General features: G+C 44.6%; 21 protein-coding genes. 11 read left to right on the forward strand and 10 right to left on the reverse strand.

Annotation, left to right across the window (positions count from 1 at the left end):
• Positions 1-70 precede the first annotated feature (70 nt).
• Positions 71-1,702, reverse strand: a complete 1,632-nt coding sequence (locus L1D55_RS14815) for an NAD(P)/FAD-dependent oxidoreductase (RefSeq protein ID WP_239917961.1) — start codon at positions 1,700-1,702, stop codon at positions 71-73.
• A gap of 256 nt (positions 1,703-1,958) precedes the next feature.
• Between L1D55_RS14815 and fdxA the strand changes: the two genes are divergently transcribed.
• A complete protein-coding gene (gene fdxA / locus L1D55_RS14820; RefSeq protein ID WP_004737806.1) occupies positions 1,959-2,282 on the forward strand; it encodes a ferredoxin FdxA in 324 nt (107 codons plus the stop codon).
• A gap of 193 nt (positions 2,283-2,475) precedes the next feature.
• Here the strand turns inward: fdxA and L1D55_RS14825 are convergent, their stop codons facing one another.
• The 3 genes from L1D55_RS14825 to L1D55_RS14835 all read right to left on the reverse strand — a co-directional run bounded on the left by L1D55_RS14825 (position 2,476) and on the right by L1D55_RS14835 (position 4,933).
• Positions 2,476-3,210: an RNA methyltransferase gene (locus L1D55_RS14825; RefSeq protein WP_239917962.1), complete on the reverse strand. Its 735-nt coding sequence runs from the start codon at positions 3,208-3,210 to the stop codon at positions 2,476-2,478.
• A 184-nt stretch (positions 3,211-3,394) separates the two neighbouring features.
• Entirely contained in the window at positions 3,395-4,447 is a 1,053-nt protein-coding gene (locus L1D55_RS14830; protein ID WP_275665316.1) for an aldo/keto reductase, read from the reverse strand.
• A 342-nt stretch (positions 4,448-4,789) separates the two neighbouring features.
• Positions 4,790-4,933, reverse strand: a complete 144-nt coding sequence (locus L1D55_RS14835; protein WP_004737809.1) for a hypothetical protein — start codon at positions 4,931-4,933, stop codon at positions 4,790-4,792.
• A gap of 324 nt (positions 4,934-5,257) precedes the next feature.
• Here L1D55_RS14835 and pepT point away from each other — a divergent pair, with 324 nt between their 5' ends.
• The 3 genes from pepT to L1D55_RS14850 all read left to right on the forward strand — a co-directional run bounded on the left by pepT (position 5,258) and on the right by L1D55_RS14850 (position 8,013).
• Positions 5,258-6,490 carry a peptidase T gene (pepT, locus tag L1D55_RS14840; protein ID WP_239917963.1) on the forward strand — a complete coding sequence of 411 codons (1,233 nt, stop codon included), beginning with the start codon at positions 5,258-5,260 and terminating at the stop codon, positions 6,488-6,490.
• 76 nt (positions 6,491-6,566) lie between these two features.
• On the forward strand, positions 6,567-7,034 hold the full coding sequence (locus tag L1D55_RS14845; protein WP_102547758.1) for a DM13 domain-containing protein: 468 nt from the start codon (positions 6,567-6,569) through the stop codon (positions 7,032-7,034).
• 136 nt (positions 7,035-7,170) lie between these two features.
• Positions 7,171-8,013 carry a mechanosensitive ion channel family protein gene (locus L1D55_RS14850; RefSeq protein WP_239917964.1) on the forward strand — a complete coding sequence of 281 codons (843 nt, stop codon included), beginning with the start codon at positions 7,171-7,173 and terminating at the stop codon, positions 8,011-8,013.
• Positions 8,014-8,099: 86 nt separating this feature from the next.
• Here L1D55_RS14850 and L1D55_RS14855 read toward each other — a convergent pair whose 3' ends face one another.
• A complete protein-coding gene (locus tag L1D55_RS14855; protein ID WP_004737813.1) occupies positions 8,100-8,543 on the reverse strand; it encodes a cytidine/deoxycytidylate deaminase family protein in 444 nt (147 codons plus the stop codon).
• A 259-nt stretch (positions 8,544-8,802) separates the two neighbouring features.
• On the opposite strand from L1D55_RS14855, the gene L1D55_RS14860 reads away from it, so the two are divergent.
• The 3 genes from L1D55_RS14860 (at position 8,803) to L1D55_RS14870 (ending at position 14,108) form a co-directional block, all read left to right on the forward strand.
• On the forward strand, positions 8,803-9,942 hold the full coding sequence (locus L1D55_RS14860; protein WP_239917965.1) for an efflux RND transporter periplasmic adaptor subunit: 1,140 nt from the start codon (positions 8,803-8,805) through the stop codon (positions 9,940-9,942).
• An 11-nt stretch (positions 9,943-9,953) separates the two neighbouring features.
• Positions 9,954-13,106: an efflux RND transporter permease subunit gene (locus L1D55_RS14865; RefSeq protein ID WP_239917966.1), complete on the forward strand. Its 3,153-nt coding sequence runs from the start codon at positions 9,954-9,956 to the stop codon at positions 13,104-13,106.
• Between the two features lie 324 nt (positions 13,107-13,430).
• A complete protein-coding gene (locus L1D55_RS14870) occupies positions 13,431-14,108 on the forward strand; it encodes a MaoC family dehydratase (protein WP_105023738.1) in 678 nt (225 codons plus the stop codon).
• 90 nt (positions 14,109-14,198) lie between these two features.
• On the opposite strand, the gene L1D55_RS14875 is transcribed toward L1D55_RS14870, so the two are convergent.
• Complete coding sequence (locus tag L1D55_RS14875) at positions 14,199-15,014, reverse strand: phosphate ABC transporter substrate-binding protein (RefSeq protein WP_105023737.1); 816 nt, start codon at positions 15,012-15,014, stop codon at positions 14,199-14,201.
• Between the two features lie 256 nt (positions 15,015-15,270).
• Between L1D55_RS14875 and L1D55_RS14880 the strand changes: the two genes are divergently transcribed.
• Complete coding sequence (locus L1D55_RS14880) at positions 15,271-15,633, forward strand: DUF3024 domain-containing protein (RefSeq protein ID WP_239917967.1); 363 nt, start codon at positions 15,271-15,273, stop codon at positions 15,631-15,633.
• A gap of 99 nt (positions 15,634-15,732) precedes the next feature.
• Here the strand turns inward: L1D55_RS14880 and L1D55_RS14885 are convergent, their stop codons facing one another.
• Positions 15,733-16,563, reverse strand: a complete 831-nt coding sequence (locus tag L1D55_RS14885; RefSeq protein WP_239917968.1) for an AraC family transcriptional regulator — start codon at positions 16,561-16,563, stop codon at positions 15,733-15,735.
• A 150-nt stretch (positions 16,564-16,713) separates the two neighbouring features.
• Complete coding sequence (gene rnb / locus L1D55_RS14890) at positions 16,714-18,720, reverse strand: exoribonuclease II (RefSeq protein WP_239917969.1); 2,007 nt, start codon at positions 18,718-18,720, stop codon at positions 16,714-16,716.
• Between the two features lie 308 nt (positions 18,721-19,028).
• On the opposite strand from rnb, the gene L1D55_RS14895 reads away from it, so the two are divergent.
• Both L1D55_RS14895 and L1D55_RS14900 read left to right on the forward strand, forming a co-directional pair.
• Positions 19,029-21,053, forward strand: coding sequence for a DEAD/DEAH box helicase (locus L1D55_RS14895; protein ID WP_083803034.1), 2,025 nt, complete (start codon positions 19,029-19,031; stop codon positions 21,051-21,053).
• Between the two features lie 652 nt (positions 21,054-21,705).
• Positions 21,706-22,899: an acetate/propionate family kinase gene (locus tag L1D55_RS14900; protein WP_239917970.1), complete on the forward strand. Its 1,194-nt coding sequence runs from the start codon at positions 21,706-21,708 to the stop codon at positions 22,897-22,899.
• Between the two features lie 107 nt (positions 22,900-23,006).
• On the opposite strand, the gene L1D55_RS14905 is transcribed toward L1D55_RS14900, so the two are convergent.
• Entirely contained in the window at positions 23,007-23,846 is an 840-nt protein-coding gene (locus L1D55_RS14905; RefSeq protein WP_239917971.1) for a patatin family protein, read from the reverse strand.
• An 88-nt stretch (positions 23,847-23,934) separates the two neighbouring features.
• Positions 23,935-24,495 (reverse strand): XRE family transcriptional regulator, encoded by a 561-nt coding sequence (locus tag L1D55_RS14910; protein ID WP_239917972.1) that lies wholly within the window; start codon positions 24,493-24,495, stop codon positions 23,935-23,937.
• A 102-nt stretch (positions 24,496-24,597) separates the two neighbouring features.
• Between L1D55_RS14910 and L1D55_RS14915 the strand changes: the two genes are divergently transcribed.
• Complete coding sequence (locus L1D55_RS14915; RefSeq protein WP_239917973.1) at positions 24,598-25,785, forward strand: benzoate/H(+) symporter BenE family transporter; 1,188 nt, start codon at positions 24,598-24,600, stop codon at positions 25,783-25,785.
• Positions 25,786-25,952: the final 167 nt, after the last annotated feature.

Consider the following 25,952-nt stretch of genomic DNA (forward strand, 5'->3'; position numbering starts at 1 on the left):
TAATATTAAGATCTAAAAAAGGGCTCATTGAGCCCTTTTTGATATTTGCTTTAGTTCGTTAACCGCGCTCTTAAGCGATTTCGATCTTCTCAGCTTGGTTCTGCTCTACCATAGACAATGCTAGTGCTTCTGCAACCTTAATACCGTCAATACCAGCAGACAGGATACCACCTGCGTAACCTGCGCCTTCACCAGCAGGGTAGAAGCCCTTCAGGTTGATGCTTTGGAAGTCTTTACCACGCTTGATACATACCGGAGAAGACGTACGAGTCTCAACACCTGTTAGTAGGCCATCTGGGGTAGAGAAGCCTTTGATCTTCTTCTCGAACGCAGGGATTGCTTCACGAATCGCTTCGATAGCAAAGTCAGGCAGCGCTTTTGAAATGTCTGTTAGGTGGATACCCGGTGTGAATGATGGTTGTACATCACCCAGAGCACTTGGATCACGACCTTTCAGGAAGTCGCCAATTTTTTGTGCTGGAGCATCGTAATTCTCACCACCTAGTACAAACGCGCCACTTTCTAGTTCACGTTGTAAACGGATACCCGCTAGAGCGTCACCTGGGTAATCGCGTTCTGGGTCGATACCAACAACGATTGCGCTGTTTGCGTTACGTTCTGCACGAGAGTATTGGCTCATGCCGTTTGTTACTACGCGGCCTTCTTCAGAGGTTGCAGCAACCACAGTACCACCTGGACACATACAGAAGCTGTATACAGTGCGGCCATTCTTACAGTGGTGAACCAGTTTGTAGTCTGCTGCACCTAGAATTGGGTTGCCCGCGTTCTTACCGAAACGAGCTTCATCAATCATTGATTGTTTGTGTTCGATACGGAAACCAACAGAGAAAGGCTTCGCTTCCATGTAAACACCACGATCATGCAGCATTTCAAATGTGTCACGAGCACTGTGACCAACAGCCAGTACAACGTGGCGAGATTTGATTTCTTCACCGTTAGAAAGTGTTAGACCAGTGATTTGGCCATCTTCCATGTGAAGGTCATCTACACGAGTGCTGAAGCGGATTTCGCCACCTAGTTCGATGATAGAAGCACGCATTTTTTCGATCATGGTAACCAGTTTGAAGGTACCGATGTGCGGCTTACTTACGTATAGGATCTCTTCTGGTGCGCCAGCTGCAACGAACTCTTCGATTACTTTACGGCCGTAGTGTTTTGGATCTTTAACTTGGCTGTATAGCTTACCGTCAGAGAATGTACCTGCGCCACCTTCACCAAACTGTACGTTTGATTCCGTGTTCAAAGTACGCTTACGCCAGAAACCAAAGGTATCTTTTGTACGTTCACGAACTTCTTTACCACGTTCAACGATGATTGGGTTGAAACCCATTTGAGCAAGCACTAGACCAGCGAATAGACCACAAGGGCCAAAGCCGATAACAACAGGGCGCTCAGTTTGGTTTTCCAGCGCTTTAGCCACGAACTTGTACTCCATGTCAGGAGTCACTTTTACGTGTGGGTCGCTGATGAAGGCTTCTAATAGCTCAGCTTCGTTTTCAACGAGAACATCCAGCGTGTAGATAAGCAGGATCTTTGATTTCTTACGAGCATCGTAGCCACGTTTAAAGATATTAAAAGAGATAACCTGATCTGAGTTGATGCCAAGCTTCGCTTCAATCGCTTCTTGAATGGCAGACTCTTCGTGGTCTAGTGGAAGTTTAATTTCGGTTAAACGTATCATTTCGATGTCTCGTTCTTATAGGTGTCTTAGCTAGACCGCTTCTAGTGAATGCAGAGTTTGGTGTAACACTGATGTTGGGAAGAAGCGATAAGCTCACAATGGCGCGCATTTTACGAGAATTTGATTTATCTGTCATACTAATTTGGAAACATGGAGCAAATAGACATGATATTAGAGTCGTATGATGTTGAATTTTGCTTTGGGATGAGTATTATCCCCATTCTTCAATTTTGACTAACTTATAGAGCAGAGCATCATGGCATTTGTCGTAGGCGATAATTGTATTCAATGTAAATACACAGACTGTGTGGCAGTGTGTCCCGCAGATGCGTTCCATGAAGGCCCAAACTTCATGGTAATTAACCCGATCGAATGTATCGATTGTGGTTTATGTGTACCTGAATGTGATGCTCAAGCGATCTTCCAAGAAGACGAACTGCCTGAAGATCAAAAGATCTTCATTGAAGTGAACGCAGAGCTTGCTGAGATTTGGCCTGTACAAACAGAAGTAAAACCAGCAATGGATGATGCGGAAAAGTGGAATGGCGTGCCTGATAAGTTGGCAATGCTAGAGAAGTAATTCTGCTACTTGATATAACCCCCCTTAAAAAGATCCCCGACTCAGTCGTCCCTCCTTCTCGAGGATGACGGCTGATATGAACTTACCACGAAATTGTATTTTCACGTCATTCCCTACTGCGAGGGACGAGCAAGATAGGGAATCTTGCTCTTTATATCCGTGAATTCTGGCTAGTCGTTTAACTTTGAATTGGTTAGCTATGTTGACGACGCATGTTGTCAAGAATGATACCCGTCGCCATTGCTACGTTCAGAGATTCAGCGCCACCGAATGCTGGAATGGTAATCTTGTCCGTCACGAACTTAGCTGCGTGTTCACGGATGCCGTGAGATTCGCTACCCATCAGCAAAATACCGTTCGCAGTAAAGTCCGTCTTGTGAACGCTTTCGCCTTCTAAAAATGCGCCGTAAACGGGCAGGTTCGCTTGCTCTAAGTAAGCTGGTAAGTCCGTTTGGCTCACGTGTACTCGGCCAAAGCTGCCCATGGTCGCACTGATAGTTTTAGGGTTGTATGGGTCTGCGCAATCGCTGCTCGCAACGATATGTTTAATGCCATACCAGTCTGCAACGCGAATGATCGTACCTAGGTTGCCAGGGTCAGATACGCCATCAAGCGCGATCATCAAACCTGTCGCTTCTGGTAATTGAACCTTTGGAATCTCAACCACAGCAATTGCGGCATTGTTACTAACCAAAGTACTTGCTTTGGTTAGGTCGTCTAGCGAAGCTTCAACACAATCAAACCCAATCAGTGCTGCGTGATTTTCAGATAAGAAATCAGCAGTAGCAAAGACGTTCTTTACGACTAAGTCGCTATTGAACAGCTCAAGAACGTTCTTTTCACCTTGAACTAGAAACAGGCCGTGGGCTTTACGTTGTTTCTTTTGGCCCAAAGCACGAAGGAGTTTTAATTGGTTTTTTGAAATCATGTTTTTATCCTAGATATAAGCCCGCGCATTATAGAGCAAAGGTTAGGTAACCAAAAGTGCGATAAGCCAATGCGATCCATATAAAAGCAAAAGCGACCCACTTAAAAAACAAAAGCGCACTAAATAGTGCGCTCTTATAGAATCAACTTAAGCTCAACAGAACCGGATAAGCTTAACTTACGGCTTAATACGGCACAGGGTAGCGTTTAAAGACGGTGTTGATATCGGTCAGAATTTCTTCAGAAAGCGGCTTACTGAACGCGGCTACGTTCTCTTTAAGCTGTTCCATAGTGGTTGCACCAATAATGGTTGAGGTAACCCCATCCACTTGGTTACACCATGCTAAGGCGAGCTGACTCGGCGTGAATCCATGAGCGTTTGCCACTTCTACGTAGCCTTTAACTGCTTCATTAGATAACTCAGTATCACGGAAAATACCTTTGCGTTGCATGTAAGTCCAACGGCTGCCTTCCGGCCTTGCGCCATCAATGTATTTGCCACTAAGCATGCCGGCCGCTAGAGGTGACCACGGTAAGTAAGCGACGTCTTCATGCACGCAGTTTTCAATCAAATATGGCCAGTCTTTCGTGTGCAGTAAGCTGAATTCATTTTGGATAGAGACCATACGCGGCAAGTCATGCTTCTCGGCTAACTTAAGGTAAGTGTTAATGCCCCAAGTGCTGTCATCAGATAGACCAACATGGCGGATTTTGCCCGCTTTAATACAGCTTGCAAGAGCTTGTAAGATCTCCAGCATCTCAGCTTCATGTTGTTGTCTGTCAATGTCGCTAAAGCGAATCTGATTAGGGAAATGTTTACCGAAGTGTGGCGTTGTGCGATTTGGCCAGTGAAGTTGGTACAGATCGATGTAATCCGTTTGCAAGCGCTTCAATGATGCATCAACTGCTGCGATCACCGCTTCACCAGTGATAGGGCCGCCGTTACGAACCCAAGGTAATCCAGGACCAGCAATTTTACTGGCAATGATTAACTCTTGGCGACGCTGTGGGTTGCGCGACAACCAGTTACCGATAATCGCTTCGGTTTTACCGTAGGTTTCTGGAGAAGGTGGTACTGCGTACATCTCTGCAGTATCAATAAAGTTAATGCCTTGGCTTAGTGCGTATTCAATTTGTTGGTCGGCTTGCTGTTGAGTATTTTGTAGCCCCCAAGTCATGCTCCCAAGACAAATTCGGGAAACGGGAATTTGGCTACTTCCTAGTTTTGAATATTCCATTGAATTCAGGATTCCTGTTGTTGGGTTCTCTGGTACTCGCATATAGTTTTGAAAAAAGGGCGAGTGATGAATGAAAACGAATATGAATTATTAGCACAAAATGACAAGACAAGGTATCGCTTGAGGGAGTTTAATGAGCCATTTCTCAGAGACTTGAGCAAGCCTGCGTGATGTGTGAAAAGTAACAAAAGCTTAGGGGCGAGAAACACACTCTAATGATTGGCAGTGTCAATGAATTAAAAACAAATCGAGGGGGAGAGGTACTGAAAATAAATAAGCTCTACCGGATAGTGAATAGAGCTCATTTATAGGGGCTTGAAGGTGCTAGATATACGTGAACTACTAGGCTGCGCTGGTATCAAATCCACCTTGGGTCTGCGCCTGCTTTAGAGCTTCCTGCCTTTGAACTTCTTTTTCAGTTAATACTGGTTGAAGTTGTTCCTCAGAGGCTTGAGGAGAGAAAATGAAATATTTATTAATCGTCATAACTATATCTCCGTCTAACGTATGACAGATTCTGCATCGGAGATAAATTGTGATCATCATCCACTTTGTACTTTTTTTAGGCTGAGAGCAGAGGGCGTAGAATGTGTACAAAGCGATCGCTCATCATCCGTATGCAATACTGAACTGACGCAACCCTCTAGATTCAGTATAGGAAGCCCATCAAATTTCGCACAATAATGATTTAGAGCAAATACATAGATAGTCAGGGGCGTAAGATGAAACACCTCGCTACTGACTGTGTGCTCGTATTTATCTAATAATTAAGTCAGTAAATCAATTACTTAATCCATGGTGAGATGAATTATGGAAAAGCTTGTAGAACGTTTCCTGAATTACGTTACTTTTGATACCAAATCCGATCCTTCAAATCAGCAATGCCCAAGTTCACCGGGGCAAATTACCTTTGCTGAAGCCTTAAAGTCAGAATTGATTGCGCTAGAGCTAACTGATGTATCTTTGGATGAAAATGGATACTTGATGGCAAAATTGCCGTCGAATGTTGATTACGCTGTGCCTGCTATTGGCTTTGTCGCACACATGGATACCGCTCCTGACGCATCAGGCGCGAATGTAAAACCTCAAGTTATTAAAGATTATCAGGGCGGAACCATCGAGCTTGGTACGAGTGGTGAAAGCTTAAATCCAAGCCAATACCCAGATCTTGATGCTTTGCATGGTCATGACCTTATTACAACCGATGGCACGACTTTATTAGGTGCAGACAACAAAGCGGGTATCGCTGAAATCATCAGTGCTATCGCTTATCTAAAAGCAAATCCTGAAATCAAACACGGTGACATTTGCATTGGTTTCACGCCTGACGAAGAGATCGGCCGTGGTGCGGATTTGTTTAATGTTGAAAAGTTTGGTGCCGAATGGGCGTACACCATAGATGGCGGACCCGTTGGTGAGTTGGAATTTGAGAACTTCAATGCCACAAGTGCGGATGTTATCTGTCATGGCGTCAACGTTCATCCTGGTACCGCAAAAGGTAAGATGGTGAACTCGATGAACATTGCTGCGCAGTTCCAATTGATGATGCCATCAGAAGGAACGCCAGAATGCACTGAAGGCTATGAAGGTTTCTACCACTTGAAGTCAGCGGAAATGGGTGTCGCTCGCTCTGAGCTAGGTTACATCATTCGCGACTTTGAGCGCGAGGGCGTAGAAGCGCGTAAGGCATTCATGCAACAAAAAGTGGATGAATTGAATGAGCGCCTAGAGAAAGGGCATGTGGAATTGGTTCTTACCGATAGCTACTTCAATATGAAAGAGATGGTTGAACCTCATCAGCATATTATTGAGTTGGCGAAGCAAGCGATGATCGAATGCGATGTGGAGCCGACGATCAAACCGATCCGAGGCGGTACAGACGGTGCTCGCTTGTCATTCATGGGCTTGCCATGCCCGAACATCTTTACTGGTGGTTACAACTTCCACGGTATTCATGAGTTCATCACTATTCAAGGTATGGAACAAGCGGTAAAAGTGATTGTTGAATTGTCGCAACGTACTGCTGCTCACTACCAAAAATAGCGGCCTTTAACGCGATATCTCTTTGTATTTTTGAGAGTATTCAATAATACTCTCTTTAAGCATAAGGGAGTACGCGATGAAAAAGTTAGTTTTACTTTGCACCCACTTAGCCGTGGGTGCTGTTGGTTTTGGGCTTGGGGTTTACGCATTACCCATCTTAATTGAACCTGATTCTCCATCTTCGAGCTCGGTTGAAGCGATCAGCCAACAGGCCATTTATACTGGTGAGTTCACCAAAGACCGCCAAGATAGTGATTTCTTACACTGGGGCGAGGGTATCGTTTCTGTTTCAGAAAGTGCAATTGCGTTTGAAGGCGAACTTGCTCCTGGGCCGGACTACAAGGTTTACCTCTCTCCTAAGTTTATTGAAACTGAACAAGCCTTCAATGACAGTAAGAGCGAGTTACTCAGAGTCGGAGATGTCAAAACATTTGACCGGTTTATGGTTGAGCTACCGGAAGGTACTGATCTTAATAGATTTAATACCGTTGTGATTTGGTGTGAAACTTTTGGCCAATTTATTACTTCTGCCAAGATAAAATGATAGCCTTAATTAGGCTAATACCAGAATGAACACGAGCGCTCAGGAGTTGAGCGCTTTTTCATAGTACTGATATTAGCGGCTTTATTGTAAAGCGAACCGTCGTAAAGCTAAATGTTGTAATGCTAAGGATTAAGTAATGGAAAAAGTGTGGCAAGTAATAGATTTTCTACTCGCTCATAAGTTTATTTTTAGTGCGCTGATTATCAGTCTGGTTTTAATCATCCGCCGAATCACCTTGTCTCAAATTAGGGGTGATGTTGCTTTCCTTAGCGAAGACCAACGTAATTGGATGTCCCGCACTAAAAACGGCACCTTTGCGATAATTGTCATTACGCTTTTCCTACTCTGGAAGTCTGAAATCAGTGAGTTTGCTCTCTCTGTAACAGCGATTGCCGTTGCGATCGTAGTAGCCTCAAAAGAGATCATTTTGTGTTTCACTGGCTCGATTCAACGTGCTAGCTCACGCTCTTTCCGAATTGGTGATTGGATTGAAGTGGGTAAAATTAGTGGTGAAGTGATCGAACATAACTTGATGGCGACTGTGATTCAGGAAATCGACCTGTATCATGGGCAATACCACTTTACTGGCAAGACGGCCACGCTACCTAACAGCATGTTCTTTACCTATCCGGTGAAGAACCTCAACTTCATGAAACGCTACGTTTATCATAGCTTCACGGTGACAGTGAAAGACTTCGTGAACCTCTACCCAATGGTGCCGGGTTTAATCTCGAAAATTGAAGAGAATTGTGAAGAGTTCATTGATGTTGCGCGTCGTTATAACAGCGTCATCGAAAAGCATGCTGGCGTCGACCTTCCGGGCTCTGAGCCTCACATTCACATCACAAGCAGTTCGACAGGTGAGCAAGAGGTCCACTTTATGATTTTCTGCCCAACCGAGAAGGCGGTTCATTTAGAGCAAGAGATTCGTAAAGATTTTATGGAAGCATACTCTGAGGCGTTTCCTATTAGTGCTTAATTCTGCGGTCCGCTGAGCCCCAAACAAAAGAAAGCCGAGAGCGATAATATCGACTCTCGGCTTTTTTGTTCTTGCTATCTGTTCGCTTAGTCTAGGTCTGCCAATGGCAACCAATCAACTTGTACGCCTGCTTGCTCAAACATATCTTGGCTCACTTTGATTTTGTCTCCCCAGCGAGAAAGGAAGTCTTCACTTTGCTCTGGGCAGTGAACCGCAGAAATACCAGTTTGAATGATCTTTGCTGCACAGTTTGGACAAGGGAAGTGAGTCACCCAGATTTCACAGCTGTCTAAATCACGCTTAGCAAACAAGATTGCGTTCTCTTCTGCGTGAAGCGTTTTCAGGTATTTCATCTCACGATCGTCAGTGTCAGCACTATCCGATACGCCATGAGGGTAGCCATTGAAGCCAACCGAAACAATGCGGTTGTGTTTGGTGATAACTGCACCAACTTGAGTGGACGGATCTTTACTCCAGGAACCGACTAATTCCGCCATTTGATAGAAACGTTTTGCCCATTTTGAAATCATTCGAATTACCTTAACAAGGAAGTATGAGTTTTTATTATTGAAACCATATTATGTTAGACAATATATACAGAGAGGGGAAGTAACAAACGTATATTTGATCATGAATTGTTGATGGTTTGTAAAGGGTTGATATATATCCAATTTCAATTTACAAGTTGAAACACTTTTGCGAGTTATAATTGATATTCCTCGGACATTTGAAGCAATTGTGTTACGTAACTTTTATGCTGTTCTATTTCTCATAAGTGACGGTATAACCATGCGTAAAAAGTTAATCCTTACGGCTCTTGCAAGCTCTCTAATTCTTGCTGGATGTGGGCAAGATGCCCAGAATGCCAAGCAAGCGCCATTACCTCTCGTAGCTGTACAGGATGTTAGCGTTATTTCTCATCAGCAAAGTAAGTCGTACATCGGCCGTATTGAAGCGGTTGAAGACACAGCAATTACTGCGCAGGTTTCTGGCTATCTTCAAAGCCGTCATTTCAATGAAGGGCAAATGGTCGAAAAAGGGCAGCTGCTTTATTCGATAGAGCCTTCATCATTTGAAGCTGAAGTAGCAAGTGCGAAAGCGGCTGTTGCTCAAGCAAACGCTAACCTGAAAAAAGCCGAGCTTGATTTCAATCGTGGTAAGAACCTACTTCCTAAAGGCAGCATTTCTCAATCGGAATTCGATGCACTAACCGCAAACTTGCTAGGCTCTCAAGCACAACTTGAAGCGGGCCAAGCTCAGTTAAATGCCGCTAACGTTCAGCTTTCTCATACTAAAATTATTGCGCCTTTCTCTGGCCGTATTAGCGACAGTAAAGTAAGTACTGGTGATTTGGTTTCACCGTCTTCTGGTGTATTAACAACCTTGGTTAGCCTAGACCCAATTCACGCCTCTTTTAGCATTAGTGAGCGTGAGCGTATTGAGTTAGGTATGGACCGAATTGAAGGTGACGGTACTGGTGACAGTGAGCGTGTTGAAGTGCAAATTATGCTTGAGAACGGTGAAGCATTTGAGCATCTAGGCCAGCTAGATTTCTTAGGCAACCGTATTAACTTGAATACCGGTACTATCGCGATGCGTGCGATTGCAGATAACCCTGACCAGCAACTACTTCCGGGCCAACACGTTCGTGTTGATCTACGTGAAAAGCAGTCTATTGATGTTGTAACTATTCCGCGCCGTGCAGTTCAAACCGACCTCGAAGGTGACTTTGTGATGGTGTTGGTTGACGGTGAAGGTGCGCCAGTCGCTGAGCGCAGAAACATTGATATGGGCCGACAGGTTGAAGGCGGTGTGATTGTTCACTCTGGTCTAGAGAAAGACGATGCCGTTATTACTCAAGGCCTTCAGCGTGTTCGTAACGGTATGTCTGTTCGCATTCAACCTTCTGCGACTGAGCAAGCAGAGTAAGGGGCGTAGATATGTTAAGTCGTTTCTTTATTCAAAGGCCTAAGTTTGCCCTTGTTATATCCATAATATTAACGCTGGCAGGTGCGATCTCTCTCGCTATCTTGCCTGTGGCGGAATACCCAAAAATTAGCCCACCTTCGGTAAGTGTGTCTGCTTTCTACACGGGCGCAAGTGCTGAGGTTGTGGAACAGGCGATAGCCGACCCCATAGAAACTTCGGTTAATGGCGTTGAAGATATGATCTACATGTCTTCAAAAAGTGCTAACGATGGTTCATACAACCTTAACGTAACTTTTGATGTTGGTACTGACCCAGATATGGCTCAGGTCAACGTTCAGAACCGAGTTGCTCAAATCGAATCGAAGCTTCCGCAAGAAGTTCGAATGGTGGGTGTGACTGTTAAAAAGCGTTCACCAGACCTTTTGATGGTATTGAACTTCTACTCTCCGAACGGTGAGTACGATGACCAATTCCTGATCAACTACGTTAACCTAAACATTAAAGACCAACTGGCTCGTGTGAAGGGCATCAGTGAAGTTAACGTGTTGGGTGGTGGCGAATACGCGATGCGTGTTTGGTTAGACCCTGAGAAAATGGCAAACCTCAATATCACCACATCTGACGTGAATCGTGCTTTGGCGGAACAGAACGTTCAGGTTGCTGCTGGTCGTATTGGTGCTGCACCTTATAACAATGCACAAGAAGTACAATTCAACTTGGTGACAAAAGGCCGACTGGAAACGGCGGATGAGTTCGAGAACGTTGTACTTCGCGCCACTCAAGATGGTTCAACGGTTTACTTAAAAGACATTGCACGTGTTGAGCTTGGTAAAAAGTTCTACGATGGCAATGGTAAATACCGTGGTCAAGACGCTTCAATCGTAACGCTGTCACTTCAGTCTGACGCTAATGCCCTGGAAAGTGGTAAAGCGGTGATGGCGATGCTAGAGAACCTAAGCAAGAACTTCCCAGAAGGTGTGGCTTATGAAGCGAGTTACGACACCACGGTCTTCGTTGCTGAGTCGATCAAAGGCGTAGTAAAAACCCTAATTGAAGCTATTTTGCTGGTAATTGCAGTAACCTACCTGTTCTTAGGTAGCGCTCGTGCAACCTTGATTCCTGTTGTTGCGATCCCTGTATCTTTGATCGGTACGTTTGCCATCATGCAGATGACGGGCTTTACCATTAACACGGTAACCCTGTTTGGTTTGATATTGGCGATTGGTATCGTAGTTGATGATGCGATCTTGGTTATCGAGAACGTTGATACCACGATGGCTAAAGACCCAACCATTTCTCCACGTAAAGCTACGCTGATCGCGATGAAAGAAGTAACGGGTCCGATCATTACTTCAACCTTGGTACTACTTGCGGTATTCATCCCTGTTGCAATGCTTCCGGGTATTACTGGCATCATGTATCGTCAGTTCGCTCTGACTATCTGTATCGCGGTTGTTATCTCTTCAATTAACGCATTAACGCTATCACCTGCATTGTGTTCACTGGTTCTTAAGCAGGGTGGTGGTAACACGGCGCGTTGGTACCAAGCATTTAACCGTGGTCTAGAGTCTGTTACTAACAAATACGGTCAAGTGGCTGGCTTCTTAGTTAAGAAAGGCGTTCTACTGTTCACTTTCTTCTTCGTGGCTTTGGCGGCTGTGACTTACTTTGCGAAGACAACGTCTACCGCGTTTGTACCTCAAGAAGATAAAGGTATTTTGCTGGTTAACGTTCAGCTTCCTGACGCGGCATCCTTGTCTCGTACCGAAGAAGTGACTAAGCAGCTGCTTGAAATGGTTGAACAAGAGCCGGGTGTTGATGGCGTAACACTCGTAAACGGCTACGCATTCATGACGGGCGCTTCTGCGTCGAATGGTGCGTCAATGTTTATCAAGCTGCACGATTGGGATATGCGTAATGCGTTAGATGGCCAACACTCTGCTCAGGCTATCTCGCAGCGTATTAATGGTCGTGCTGCGACTGAGCTGCCTCAAGCTGTCGTGTTTGCGATGGGGCCTCCTGCAGTTCCGGGCATGGGCGCCGCCTCTGGTTTCGAGTTTGTACTTGAAGATACGTTAGGCCGCAGCCGTACTGACCTTGCGATGGTGATGAATGACGTGATAGCTGAGGCGAGCAAACAGCCTGAGATTTCACATACATTCAGTACTTTCCGCGCCAACGTACCTCACTACTATGTGGATATTGACCGTGAGAAAGCACAACAGTTAGGTATTCCGTTGTCGGAAATCTTCCAAACGCTACAAGGCAACCTCGGTTCGTTGTACGTGAATGATTTCACCATGTTTGGTAAGAACTTCCGTGTAACCATGCAAGCAGACAGTGATCACCGTAGCAGCATGGATGACCTGCAACGATTCCACGTACGCTCTTCTGCTGGCGAGATGATCCCGTTAAGCACGCTTGTAACTTACGATCAGATTTTTGAACCCGATGTAGCATGGCGTTACAACATGTACCGCAGTGCGGTAATCCAAGGCCAACCAGCACCGGGTTACTCAAGTGGTGATGCTATAGCAGCAATGGAACGAGTGGCGGCAGAAGTTCTTCCACAAGGTTACCAGTACGAGTGGACTGGCATGGCTTACCAAGAGGTTCTAGCGGGTAACCAAGCTATCTTTGCCTTCGCACTGGCACTGATCTTTATTTACTTGTTCATGGTGGCTCAGTATGAGAGCTGGACGATCCCGATTGCCATTATCTTGGTTGTTCCGGTTGCGACCCTAGGTTCCTTCTTGGCACTGAACCTTACGGGTACACCGCTAAACTTGTACGCGCAAATAGGCTTGGTTCTCTTGATAGCCTTGGCAGCAAAGAACGCAATCTTGATTGTAGAATTTGCGAAAGTTGAGCGTGAAGAGAAAGACGCACCGATCGACGATGCGGCAGTCAAGGGTGGTACGCTACGTTTCCGTGCTGTGAACATGACGTCTTGGTCGTTTATCTTGGGTATCTTCCCACTAATCTTTGCAGCCGGTGCAGGTCACGTTAGCCAGAACTCTCTGGGTATTTCATTGATCGGTGGTCTGTTATGTGTGTTGTTGGCGGGTACTTTCCTAATCCCAGGCTTCTATGCATTTGTACAACGCAAGCGTGAAAACGCACATGGCGGTAATACTAAATTAGTACCACTTGATGATGAGTAGAAGAAGTTACTTTTCAAAAACCGGATTCTTCTTAAAGTAAATCCTTAATCCTTGTAAAAATTAAGGCTTAGCAGTGTGCTAAGCCTTTTTTATTACTCAGGTGTATAAAAACGCTTTTTATATAATCAAATTCTTATTATGTGATAGAGCTAACACTCTATTTTTGGTTTTCTAATAAAATGATGTTTTATTAATAAGTGTATGTTTATTAATGAAATATAGGTGTTCGGCTAACGCTTGTATGCTCGAAACTATTTGCACAATAGTGTGAACTGTTTCAAAATTACGAAGTTATATTGAAATTTTCTGTGCATTGAGGTTCTTATGAAGGTCATTGATTTATTTAAACACCGAGGCGATAGCTTGTCTTCGCAACACTCAGAGTTTATGCAATGGATGTCTCCAGCTCTTAAAGATTACTGGGGCGACTTTCTGAATCGTACGCAAAATAGTCATTTCTTTGCGTGGGTTCGTGATCACCACAAACCTGCGGTAAATGAAGATGTGCCGGTAGAGCAACCAATCGTATTGAAGCCAGAAGCACAACTTGTGTTTGATGAGCTGAACGAGAAGATTGGTGAAGTTATTCATACTGGCGACTGGATCAATGTAAGCCAAGATCGTATCAACCAATTCGGTCTTGTGACTGAAGATATGCAGTGGATCCATACAGAGCCTGAGAAAGCAGAAACTGATTCTCCTTTCAAAACGACTATCGCGCATGGTTTCTTAACTTTGTCTTTGCTTCCTCGTTTGACTGACAGCGTTGATCCTGACAAGTCTCAATTCCCAACAGCTAAAATGGTTGTGAACATTGGTCTTAACCAAGTTCGTTTCCCATACCCTGTAAAATCGGGCAGCAACGTTCGTGCAAAAAGTACGTTAACGAAAGTAACACCAATTAAGAAAGGTCTAGAGATCGAACGTGAGATCCGCGTAGAAATCGAAGGTGTTCGTCGCCCTGGTGCCGTTATCGTTTCAGTGATTCAACTTCACTTCTAAGTGGCTTGTAACTAAGCGACTGTAAAGATTCAAAAAAAGAGAGAGCGTGATGCTCTCTCTTTTTGTTTTCATAAGATACAACTTACTCACTTACTTAATGCGAGTGTAGCCGTATTCCTCAATAAGGTCTTGGCCTTGTTTAGATTTCACAAACTTGATGAAATCTTTGCTCTCTTCAGAAACCGAATCGATCTTGTGCAGCAACAAGAATGGGCGAGCCAGCTCATAGCTATGGTTAGCGATGTTTTTAGATGTCGGTTCTACACCTTCAAAAGTGATGGCCTTGATTGAACGATCGATTGAGCCAACAGAGATAAAGCCAATCGCGTGCGGGTTGTGGTTCACGATGGTTTTAACCATGCTGTTGCTGTTAACCACTAAGTTATTTGGGTTGATGTCAGACACTAAACGGTCGTTAATGATCTTCGTTAAACCAAGCAAGCTCTCGAAGCTGTAGCGTGAACCTGAAGAGGCTTCACGAGTTACCACCGCGATAGGTTGATCGGCACCACCCACTTCTTTCCAGTTGGTGATTTTACCTTTGTAGATATCAAACAGCTGTTCGCGAGAAACGTTATTCACGCTATTTGAGCGATTAGTTACAACAGCTAAGCCGTCAAAAGCAATTGGGAATACTTTGAGTTTGTCGCTCTGTTCTTGATCAGTTAAGTAACGTGAGCTCATCCCGATGTCAGCCACACCTTTATTAACCAAGGTAATACCCGCTGTCGAGCCGATGCCCTGAACCGCGATATAGTTCTCAGGGTGAGTCTTGTTGTACTCCTCTGCTAATACGTCCATCACTCGAGAAACAGAAGTGGAGCCCGAAATATTGGTTTCTTGCGCTAAAACAGCTTGAGAAGACAGGGCTAAGGATAAAAGAGAGGCAAGCGCGACTCGTAACATAAACAACTCCTAGTTAATAACATTTGTCGCATATCATAGGTGGGTTATATGACACTTTTGTGAAATTCTATATGCTTGCTTTATGGTGAAAAGGGCTAATGAATGTTCGGTTTGAGAACCCTCACGTGAGTAAGATTGGTTTATGGGAGCGTGGTCGGGATTTTGTTTGGGTGGGTTCGCTAAAATCTTGGTTGAGTCCTAAGCTTTCAAGAGGGATTTCAACTTTGAGAATTTCTATGAAGTTACAAGGAGTGTTATGTCCATCATTCATATAGAACTTAATCGTCTTCTCGTTGGGGCTGAAAAGCTCTGTACTTCCCGTAATAGCAGTTTACCTGTTGAGTTAGGCAAATCCTTATTTGAAGAGTGTGAGGGCGGTGTGATGTTCTCACAGGCGCATTATCTGCTCGACTCATCTCATAGTGATTACACAAACGACGTTGCCTGCGTGACTTTTGATGAGCCGTTAGCATGTTGGCTGATTACAGTGCCATTAGAAGAGGATGCACAGTCTGATACTGTGGCTTGGGGACCTTATCCTTATCTTCCTAAATCGAAAGACCTTGAAGCAGTGTTGGCTGAGATTGAAAAAGATCCCAAATCGTACTTTTGGTCATAGCCACCAACCTTATGTCTTAGCTGGTGGTGATACAACGCCTAAATCCATCGGCTTTGATGTGCCGAAACCAAACCTTTCACCTCAATTTATTTCAATTCTTTAAATCTGTGGTTTCACGCTTTGCAATTGAGATTGTGCGATAAGCGAACGGAAATCTTTCGGTGTTTTTCCATGGTACGTTTTAAAGGCGGTACTGAAATGCGCAGCGCTCTTAAAGCCAGATTCATAAGCGATTTGGGTAATGGATTTGGTCGACGTTCTCAGCTGCGTTGCGGCATGAGCAATACGCTTGATCTTCAACAAGTTTGAAAACGAAAGATCTTCAGCTGATAAACGACGTTTCAGTGTGGCTGGCGACATTCCCATGTAGCTGGCGAGCGTGTCTAAAGAGATATTATTTTCAATATTCTGTTCAATGTAGTGAATGACTTTTTGTGTCACCGTTAACCTTGAAGCGCGTGCGATGATAACTAGCAGAGCAGGATATTGTTCGACCATCAGTGAGAGCAAACCTAACCCTAATTGAGTGAGTGCGTAGTCATTTTTAGTTGAAGAATGAGCTAAAGACATGATTAGGTCTTTCAGTTCGCAGATCTCTGTATCGGTTTGGTTGAATTTGATGTACTGGTTGGGGACTCGAGTAGATTCTAGGTCACTGAATTGGTTGATGAACTTTTGGAAAATATTTAAATCAAAGTCTAAACAGGTTGCGCTGAATTCGCCGTTTTCTGTATCTACTGTGATGTCTTTGATTTGGCCTGAGTTATAAAGTGTGAAATCGCCTGCCTGCAATGAGGCTTCGGTGCCATCGGGGAGCACGAAAGAGATACTGCCTTTTGAAACGATGAAAATACCATTTTTAGAGGCGGGGTACCGTTCTCGTTTCCTGGGGATGAAGTTTCTAAATTGAGTAACTGTTATTGATGACATAATGTGCTTCTTTGACGTTGTAAACGAGTTGCTTATTCATTTTAGTATTGTTTAAGCATGAGACATTTACAAAAAAGGCGCTAATAATTAGCGCCTTTAGAAGTGAACCTTTGAAGCATTTGACCTTGAAAGGCCTAGCCTTTGCAGCTACTAAGCTTCGGTTTCGTTTGTTGTTTCAGGCTCGCTAGGCAAGTCCGCAAATACTTGAGTAGGCTTTGCTACCAAATTACGGTTTTCCTGATTAACTTCAGAGAGAACTACTTCTAAAACGTCTCCCAGTTTGTATACCATTTCTTTATCGATAGATACAGTACCCATATCACTGTTGCACTCGATTCTTTCTTTATTATCAAGAATGAGAGAACCAGGGATAAATGCAGCGGCACCATTCTCTAGCAAGCGAACACGCATACCTGCGCGGTTAATGTCGAAGATTTCTGCTTGGAAGCGCGTTTCTTCTGCTGGTGCATTAGCTAACGTACGAGCATATAACCAATCACCAACATTACGCTCAGCCATACCGTGATGGCGGCGGTGTAGTGCAAGTTCATCACCGATAGTCTCATCTGGTGTTTGAATTGGTGCTTTGCCAAGGATATGTGCTTTCAGCATACGGTGGTTAATCATGTCACCGTATTTACGAATTGGAGACGTCCAAGTCGCGTAAATGTCTAGACCCATTGCGTAGTGTGGTGCAGGCTCGTTGCTAATTTCACTGTACGCTTGGAATTTGCGAATACGGTTGTCGTAGTAATTGCTGTCAAGTGAACCTAACCAACGACGCAATGCTGCAAAACCTTCAAGAGAAACGATCTGCTCTTCTGTGAACGGTGTGTCTGCTTGTGGATTAACCAGTTCAAGAACGTCTGCAACTTTCTCGGCTTTGAAACCAGAGTGGCAGTTAAACACACCTTGGTTGAAGCTTTCTTTTAACACTCGACCTGCACAGATGTTTGCGCTGATCATCGACTCTTCAACAAGCTTGTTTGCACTGCGACGCATGTCTGCATGAATTGCAACAACATCGTTATCTTCGCTAAGTTCAAAGCGGTAGTCAGGGCGATCTGGGAATACCACTGCGTTTGCTGAGCGCCATGCTGAACGTGCTTGTGCAAATTCGTGTAGGTCAGAAACAATCGCTGCGATTTCTTCAGATGGTTGCCACTTCTCTGATGTACCTGTTTCTAGCCAGTCTGATACGTTGTCGTATGCTAGACGAGCGTGAGATTTAATGTTCGCCGCGAAGAACTTAATGTCATCGCCAATAACGCCATCTTTAGATACGGTTACTGTGCAGCATAGGGCAGGGCGAACTTCATTCTCGATAAGCGAACATAGATTGTCTGCAAGGTCTCGAGGTAACATTGGGATGTTACGACCAGGTAGGTAGATAGTGAAGCCACGTTCGCGAGCTACTTTGTCCATTGCATCATCTGGAGAGATGTACGCTGTTGGATCAGCAATCGCGATAGTCAGTTCAAAATCACCGTTCTCTTTCTTTTTCGCGTACAGCGCATCGTCCATATCTTTTGTGCTTTCGCCATCGATAGTCACAAAAGGAACATGGGTCATGTCTACACGTTCAAGATCAGCATCATCGTTGATCTGCCAGTTGTCGATACCTTCGGGCTCGCTGTTTGGAAGGTCATTTTGTGCGAGAGTTACCCACCAAGGTGCGATCTTGTCGTCAGCGTCAGTGATCTTTTCTGAGATTTGCGCCAAGAAGCCATTATCGCCTTTTAGCGGGTGCTGAATGATGTGTGCAACAACCCAGTCACCTTCTTTTAGCGTCTCAGGGTTTAAACCTTTCTGAGCTTTAGCTTTAAGTTGCAGCTTTTTCAGCTGTGGGTGATCAGGAACAACGTTAAGTCGACCTTTGAACAGCTTTACTCGTGCGATGAATCGAGTAAGCCCTTGTTCCACTAGCTCTTCTGGCTCAGCTACTTCACGTTCTTTTTCAGTTCGGATGATAGCGACTACTTTGTCACCATGAATGCATTTCTTCATATACGGTGGCGGGATGAAGTAGCTAGTCTTGCTATCTACTTCTAGAAAACCAAACCCTTTTTCAGTGGCTTTGATTGTGCCTTCCTTTTTCGGGAGGGTTTCTTGGATTTGTTGCTTAAGCTGAGCGAGTAGAGGGTTATCTTGAAACATCTTACTTTTATCTTACGAGAACAATTGAGCACACTATAATCATTGCGAAGCCTGATTACTACTTAAAGCCGAAAGGAGAGCAAATTAATTGCCGTCTTATTTACTAGGTTCAATTCAATTGATGTAAACGGCTATGACGAGATATTCATCAAGTTTTGACGATATGATAGCCAGTATTGAAAGAAAACCGAAAAATATGTGATGTAATTCAATTTTTTCTGGCTTTTTTTATGCATTTAAGGAATAATCCGCCTCCCTTAGACGTCCCTAATGGCTTGAAGTGTTTTATTACTGCTTCGTAACTCTGAATGGAATCAGTATCTGATTGGATCAGTATTGGAAATGGTAGAGCTCCCGGGACCTTTTGTTTACTTATATATAGTGGGATCCCAATGTCCGAATCTGTAATTCAATTTAATGAATTAGCCCTAAACGAAAACATCCTTTCAGCTCTTGATAGCATGGGTTTCGTTTCTCCAACTCCAATCCAAGCAGCAGCTATTCCTCTTCTTCTTGAAGGCCGTGACGCACTAGGTAAAGCACAGACTGGTACTGGTAAAACAGCAGCATTCTCTCTGCCTTTACTAAACAAAATCAACCTAAACCAACACAAACCACAAGCAATCATCATGGCTCCTACTCGTGAGCTAGCGATCCAAGTTGCTGCGGAAATCAAAAACCTAGGCCGTGACATCAAAGGTCTTAAAGTTATTGAAATCTACGGTGGTGCTTCAATCGTTGACCAAATGCGCGCTCTAAGCCGTGGTGCTCACATTGTTGTTGGTACTCCAGGTCGTGTTAAAGACTTACTAACTCGTGACCGTCTACACCTAGATGAAGCACACACATTTGTTCTTGATGAAGCAGATGAAATGCTAAAAATGGGCTTCGTAGATGACGTTACTTGGATCCTTGAGCAAGCGCCAGAATCTGCACAACGTGTACTATTCTCTGCAACTATGCCTCCAATGGTTAAGACTATTGTTGACCGTTACCTACGTAACCCTGCAAAAGTTGACGTTGCTGGTACTAACCACACAGTTGATAAAGTAGCGCAGAACTTCTGGGTTGTTAAAGGCGTAGAAAAAGACGAAGCAATGTCTCGTCTACTAGAAACTGAAGAAACTGACGCGTCAATCGTATTCGTACGTACTCGCCAAGATACTGAGCGTCTAGCTGATTGGCTGTCTGCACGTGGCTTTAAAGCTGCTGCACTGCACGGTGATATTCCTCAGTCTCTACGTGAGCGCACTGTTGATCACATCAAACAAGGTGTTATCGATATCCTAGTTGCAACAGACGTTGTAGCTCGTGGTCTTGATGTTCCACGTATCACTCACGTATTCAACTACGACATCCCATTCGATGTTGAATCTTACATCCACCGTATTGGTCGTACTGGCCGTGCTGGACGTAAAGGTAAAGCGATCCTTCTAGTTCGCACAAACCAAATTCGTATGCTTCGCACAATCGAGCGCGTAACTAAGTCTACAATGGAAGAAATCCAACTTCCTCTACGTGACCAAGTTGCTGCTGCACGTGTTGCTAAGCTTGGCGCTGAGCTTGAGACAGAGAAAGAAAGCAAAGCTCTAGAAAACTTCGCAGGTCTTATTACTACTCTGCAAGAGTCTCTAGACGTTGATGCTGCTACTCTAGCTGCAATGCTTCTTAAGCGTCAGCAAGGTAAGAGCCCACTGTTCTACATTGGTGAAGACCCAATGATCGCTGCTATTGAGCGCGACAAGAACCGTCGTAAAGAGCGTCGTGAAAACCGTGATAACGGTGGCCGCGATTTCAATACTCAAGACTGGGATACTTACCAACTACAAGTTGGCCGTGAGCAAGGTGTTCAGGTTAAAGATATCGTTGGCGCACTTGCAAACGAACTTGGCCTAACCAAAGGTTCTATCGGTGCTATCAAACTTGACCAAGGTTCAACTTACGTTCAACTGCCAAAAGCAATGAACTCTGAAACTGCTGGTAAACTAAGCAAGCTACGCATCCGTCAAAAAGAAGCTGGCGCTGTTGTTGTAGACTTCAACGATTTCCGTGAACCACGTCGTGGTAACGGTGGCCGTGGTGGTCGTGATGGTGGTCGTGGTGGTTACCGCGGAAACCGTGATGGCAACCGTGATGGTAATCGTGAAGGCGGTCGCGGTGGATACCGTGGCAACCGTGACGGTAACCGCGATGGCAACCGTGAAGGCGGCCGTGATGGCGAGCGTCGCTTCGACCGTAACCGTGGTGGCGATCACCGTGGCAACTACCGTGGCGAACGTGGCCATGGCAACGGCGGTAACCGTGGTCGTCGTCCAGAGCGCAACGAAGGTTAATCAACCTTTAAGTTAGACGCCTTAGTCTAGACACTGAATTTAAAAGCCGAGCATTATGCTCGGCTTTTTTGTGCCTGCTTGTTCATTCTTCCGACCGCACTGCGCATAACTCATGCACCTTACTTCACGCCAAGATTGATATTACTTCTGCAACCCAGTTAGAAATGATTGTTCAAACTCCCGGATGAAGGGAGCAATCACTCTATCTTGCTCCGTTAACGTAGCTGTATAGCATTGTAAGGCTATACTTAAATTACGTGCTACAGGTTGGGGTGGTAGTCATAAAATCCTCTTAAATTGCTGTGTAGTCTGTTTACGCAGGGCTTAACTTCTAGAGAGTGGAGAGTGTGGGATAGGGCGAGTATTGTTACTTTGTTTCATGATGCTGACCGTCTTACCGGATCACTCAAATCAAGTTAAAAATAGTTTAAGCATTCGTTTGCGTTGTCAGTTTGTTCATTTTCATATTCAACTATTTTTTAATTTTGCTCTCAAAATAAATAAATTAATGACTAAGATCAACTTAATTGTGTTCATTTGGTGATTTTTTCAAAACAAAAGTTGAAAGATTCAAAAATTATTGAATAATGGGCTTGACTAAAATTGAAGTAAACACTTCATCTAATTCGTACTGAAACAGGATCCATATCCAATGTCTAATTCGTTTGTTCTGGTTATTAACTCGGGTAGTTCATCCCTAAAATTTGCTGTCATTGATTCTGTTTCTGGTGAAGCAGTGTTGAGTGGCTTAGGGGAGTGTTTTGGTCTTGAAGATGCTCGCATGAGCTGGAAATACCAAGGCGAGAAAACTGAAATTGCTATTCAGGGTGAAGGTAGCCACCACAAGATTGCTATTGGCAAATTGGTAGGCCTGATGGAAGACCTTGGTTTCACGACAGATATCGTGGCTATCGGTCACCGTATCGTTCACGGTGGTGAGAAGTTCACTCAAACGGTTCGCATTACTGAAGAAGTAACGAACGAGATTGAAAGCCTATCTGATCTTGCTCCACTTCATAACCCAGCAGGTGCTATCGGCATCCGTGCTGCGATCGAAGCTTTCCCTTCTCTTCCTCAGTTCGCTGTATTTGATACGGCTTTCCACCAAACAATGCCACAACGCGCATTTACTGGTGCAATCGCTAAAGAACTATACACAGACTTCGGTGTACGTCGTTACGGCTTCCACGGTACTAGCCACTACTTCGTAAGCCGTGAAGCTGCGAAGATGCTAAACAAGCCTGTTGAAGAATCTAGCTTCATCTCTGTTCACCTAGGTAACGGCGCATCAGTATGTGCTATCAAAGACGGTAACAGTGTTGATACGTCAATGGGTTTCACACCACTTTCTGGCCTTATGATGGGCACACGTTGTGGTGACTTAGACCCAGGTATCATCGAATACCTACTTAAGAAGGGTTGGTCACAAGAGCAGGTCTTTAACTCTCTTAACAAGGAGTCTGGCTTCCTAGGTGTGTCTGGTCTTACGAGCGATGCTCGTGGCATTTTAGAAGCTATGGAAGAGGGCCATGAAGGCGCTAAGCTGGCTTTCGAAGTATTCACATACCGCGTAGCTAAATACGTTGCTTCTTACCTTGCAACACTAGACTCTCTAGACGGCATCATCTTCACTGGTGGTATCGGCGAGAACTCTCTACCAATCCGTCGTGAAATCTTGAAAAACCTTAAGATCCTAGGTTTTGTTGAAGATGTCGCTGGTAACGAATCTGCTCGCTTTGGTGCTGACGGCATCATCGCTAAGTCTGAGATGCTAGACGCAGTAGCAATGGTTATCCCAACCAACGAAGAGTTCGTTATCGCTCAGCAGTCGGTAGAACTTCTGTAATTTAGCTTAAAACTAAATACTGAAAAGCGAGCCAATGTGGCTCGCTTTTTTGTTATATAGCTAGAGAACGGAGATTAAAACAGGCTGCTTGGCATTGAGTGGCTGCTTTATGTTTGTGCAACGAACCGCTCTGCTGCCTTTAGTCCCATTTGGTAACCCGCTTCAAGCTTGTCTTTATCGGTGGTTAATCGTCCCACAGCGAAGCCATCATCAGGAACGATAACCTTAATCGTGCAATCATGAGGTGGGTTCTCAATAAATTCTAAGGTTTGATTGTATTGCTCTGCACGAGTGATTATGGCCTCAGCCAGTTGAGGTGTCTCTTTCATCGGGCGACGTAATAGCCAAGGTGCTTTAGGTGGGCGCTTTTTGTAACCCTGCTTTTGCGAGAGGATCACGGTGATCTGTTTCGCCCCTTGTTTATAAGCTTCAATCACTGGAATGGAATCGACTACACCGCCGTCTATCATTTTTCGACCATTTACTCTCAGAGGCGTGCGGTAGGCCATAGGGACAGAGCAGGAAGCTTTGAGGAGCTCTTCTAGGTTACTTTTTTCTCCCTGCGTGTAGAGCGGTTCACCAGTTTCAACATCCGTGGTCACGACTTGAAAGGGAAGCGGTTGTTTATCGAAGGCTTCCATATCGTATGGATAGTGCTGTGCGATATGATCCCAAAGCCAGTCGAGGTCAAGTAAGTGTCCACCTTTGGCAAACTTCTTGAAGTTAATAAACTCAGGTTGGCATGAGTAGTCAGAAATAATGGTATAGGTACGGCCGCGTTGGTTAGATAACCAAGAGGCTAAATTGGTTGAGCCCGCAGAGACGCCGATGCAGAAATCGAACGGATTGTATTGGTGGTCGATAAAGCCGTCTAACACCCCAGCAGCAAAGATGCCACGCATTGCACCACCTTCCACAACTAGGGCATGTTTTGATTCTAGTGTCATTTGATTATGGGCTCCCTAATTCTTATAGATGCATATCCTTTACACTGTTATTAATACTAGATAAATAGTCGGATGTGTAGGTTAACCATTATTTTTCAGGATAGTGGATTACGTTATGGAACACCGCATTGTCTTCACCGAGGTTCTTATATCCGTGCTTTTGGTTTGCGTTAAAGCGAACGGCTTGGCCTGCTTGTAATGTTTGCCATTCACCATCAAATAGCACGGCCATCTCTCCTGAGATACATAATATGTGCTCGGTAACGCCAGTATTATGCGGGTCGGATTCATGCTGATAGCCAGGAGCGAGGGTTAGCTCGAAGATCTCAAACCCAAGTGCTTCCTCAAAAGGAAATAATAAACTGACGAAGAAGCCAACGTTATATTCTTCACGCCTTAACTCGTTTGCATCTCTGAATAGACTCGTCAGCTCCTTGTTCGAACTTTCTGCGATGAAACTGGAAAATGACACTTCAAACCCGGATGCGATCTGCCAGAGTTTAGCGACGGTAGGACTGGATTCACCACGTTCAATTTGACCTAACATCGCTTTACTTACGCCTGTCGCTTTTGCTGCTTTATCTAGGCTCCAGCCTTTTTCTTGGCGTAGGCGTTTTAAGTTAGTCCCGACTTTAATTTCTGTTTGCATACTTTTTCTACAAGATTTTATCTATAAATAACTTGTGCGTTATAGCGCACAAGTGCTAGGTTTAGCTTATGGACGTTATAACGCACATAGGAATAAAATAACATGACTAAGCTAAAATTTTCTCACGTCAGTACGGGGTTTATTGCTGTATTTATTGGGTATGCAAGCGCCGCAGCGATCATTTACCAAGCTGCTATGAGTGCCGGAGCAACTCATGAGCAGGTCGCGTCATGGTTCTGGGCGTTGGGAATTGGCATGGGGACAACCACGATATTGCTTTCTTTCTGCTACAAGAAACCGGTCGTGACGGCTTGGTCGACGCCGGGCGCTGCACTGTTGATTACTTCGCTCGAAGGTCTGACGATGAATCAGGCGGTTGCTGTATTCCTGTTTAGTTCACTGTTGATCACGATAGTCGGTATGGCTGGAATATTTGAAAGGGTACTGAAACAGATTCCCACATCGATAGCATCGGCCATGCTGGCGGGGATTTTATTGCAGTTCGGTTTGGGCTTGTTTACATCGTTAATGGAAGAGGTACAGATAGTGGCGGTCATGCTTGCTGTGTTTGTTTTGGCGAATTCGAGGTTAGGAAATTTACTCATCCCAAGCATTTTCGCCATTGCTTTGGTTATGTGTATTGGTCTTGGCAAACTCGATGTCAGTCAGGTCACGCTAGGTTTAACGGCACCGGTATTCATCATGCCTGATTTCGAATTCTTTTCTTTGCTTAGTGTTGGTATTCCGCTGTTCATAGTGACCATGGCTTCGCAGAACTTGCCGGGATTTGCTGTGCTTAAAGCCAACGGGTATCAGGTAGATTCATCGAAGATCATCACTACCACAGGTGTGACAGGGTTACTATTAGCACCGCTCGGAGGCTTTGCGTATAACCTTGCCGCAATCACAGGAGCGATCTGTATGGGCCCTAATGCCGATGATGACCCGAAAACACGTTATATGGCAGGAATTTCGATGGGCGTGTTCTATTTGTTAGCTGGCGTGATGGGGATGTCATTTGTGTCGCTGTTTAGCGCGGTTCCTTCAGCGGTAATCATCGCTGTTGCTGGGTTAGCTGTAATGCCTACATTGATGAACTGTTTAGCGGTTTCGATGGCAGACAGCCACTACAGAGAGCCAGCACTGTTTACGTTCTTATTTACTGCTTCTGGAACAAATTTATTGGGTATCGGAAGTGCGTTCTTGGGGCTTTGTATCGGATTGCTTTGTTGCTGGTTACACAATTACAAAGTCAGAACGAATGGGGATAGCAGAGCTTCGCAAGCTTAGTCGTAATGATGCCAAGTTTGCCTATGCAAAGCTCGATTTTATTGAATCTCATCATGCAGCTCTAAACTTGGTATAAATATTTTGATTGAATAAGCCTTTGGTTGTGATTGAGATAGTATTTTGCTACAAAACGCGCATAATCTCGCTATACAACATTTAAAGAAGAT

Origin of the sequence: Vibrio sp. Isolate22 (genome assembly GCF_022398115.1) — a bacterium.
In the GTDB taxonomy this organism is placed as follows: Bacteria; Pseudomonadota; Gammaproteobacteria; order Enterobacterales; family Vibrionaceae; genus Vibrio.